Annotated in this window: 2 protein-coding genes; one reads left to right on the forward strand and one right to left on the reverse strand. The window is 78.1% G+C overall.

Annotated elements, in window-relative coordinates; all coding sequences use genetic code 11:
- Window positions 1-159: 159 nt before the first annotated feature.
- A complete protein-coding gene (locus HCN56_RS25585) occupies window positions 160-393 on the forward strand; it encodes a hypothetical protein (RefSeq protein ID WP_167975033.1) in 234 nt (77 codons plus the stop codon).
- A gap of 203 nt (window positions 394-596) precedes the next feature.
- Here the strand turns inward: HCN56_RS25585 and HCN56_RS25590 are convergent.
- Window positions 597-1,194, reverse strand: a 598-nt coding sequence (locus HCN56_RS25590) for an LppU/SCO3897 family protein (RefSeq protein ID WP_167975031.1), incomplete at its 5' end; no start/stop codon positions are given.

Here is a 1,194-nt window from a genome sequence, read left to right on the forward strand (position 1 = left end):
CCTCCGAGCCCGGGCGGGCGCGCGCCGGCCGTGCCGCGCGCGCGGAGCGAGGTCCGACGCGCCCGCGTGCAAGGGGCCGGGAGGGGCGGCCGGAGGGCCGAACGTCACCCCGGGCGCGCGCCGCTCCGTACCGCCCGATAGTTTGGGCACGTGGTCAACATGAACAAGAAGCGCACCGTCCGCGCCGGCGCCGTCACCCTCGGCACGCTGATGATGCTGATGGCGACATCTCCGGCCGCCCACGCCCTGGTCCGCGACGACGGCGACGACCCGGGCACCGGCCTGAGCGTCTTCGAGACCCTCGCGTACTTCGTCATCGCGCCGATCGCCCTGTTCGCGGTCATCGCCGCGCTGGTGATCGTCACGGACAAGTCGCGCAAGCAGGGTTCCTGACCCCGCTCGTCCGGCCCCTGCTCCCGGGCTTCCGAGCCCCGGGCCCCTGACCCCGAGCGCCTGACACCGGCGCGGCGGGCAGTGCGGGCGCGGCCCGCGGCCGTGCCCGTCGCGGTCGCGGCCCGGCACGGCCGGTGAGACCCGGCCCGACTGCCCCGGCCCCTCGCTGCCCGTGGCCCGCCCGGCCCGTGCGGACCGTACGGTCAGCGGGTGCCCGCGGGCGGTTCGAGGGTGGCGCACAGCAGGGTGTCGCCGCCCCCGACGATCCAGTACCAGTGGGGCCGCCGGTCGCCCGCGTCCAGGGCGCAGTCCACGGGGCCCTCGGCCGCCGGGGCCGGGCGCACGTCGGTGATGACCAGTGTCGCCGTCCACGGCTCCGACAGCCCGGACTCCCCGCAGGTGTGGCCGGTGCGCAGGTCCGCGTCGCGGACCGCGTGGCCGTCGCCGTCGGCGACGACCTCGGCGGCGAAGCACTCCCCGGCCCGGAACTCCCGCCGTAGACAGAGTGCGACCGTGCCGCCGTCCGCGCCCCGGTGGACCCAGTCGGTCAGTCCGGGGCCCCGTGGGCACTCCCGGTGGCCGGAGCCGGCGGCTGTGGGGGGCGTCTCGATCACGTCGTCCACCCGCAGGAAGGCGGCCGGGTCGCCGCAGGGCACGCGACGCGGTTCCGGTGCGGCCTGCCCGGCGCGGCTGCGCAGCAGGCAGTCGCCGGCCAGCAGCGAGCGGTACCGTTCGGCCGTCCCGTCCGGCGCGGCTCCTGCCCCGCCGGCGCCGGCGGGCCGCTCCTTCGCCGGCCCCACC

The organism is Streptomyces lonarensis (assembly GCF_012033735.1).
GTDB classification, from domain to species: Bacteria; Actinomycetota; Actinomycetes; order Streptomycetales; family Streptomycetaceae; genus Streptomyces; species Streptomyces lonarensis.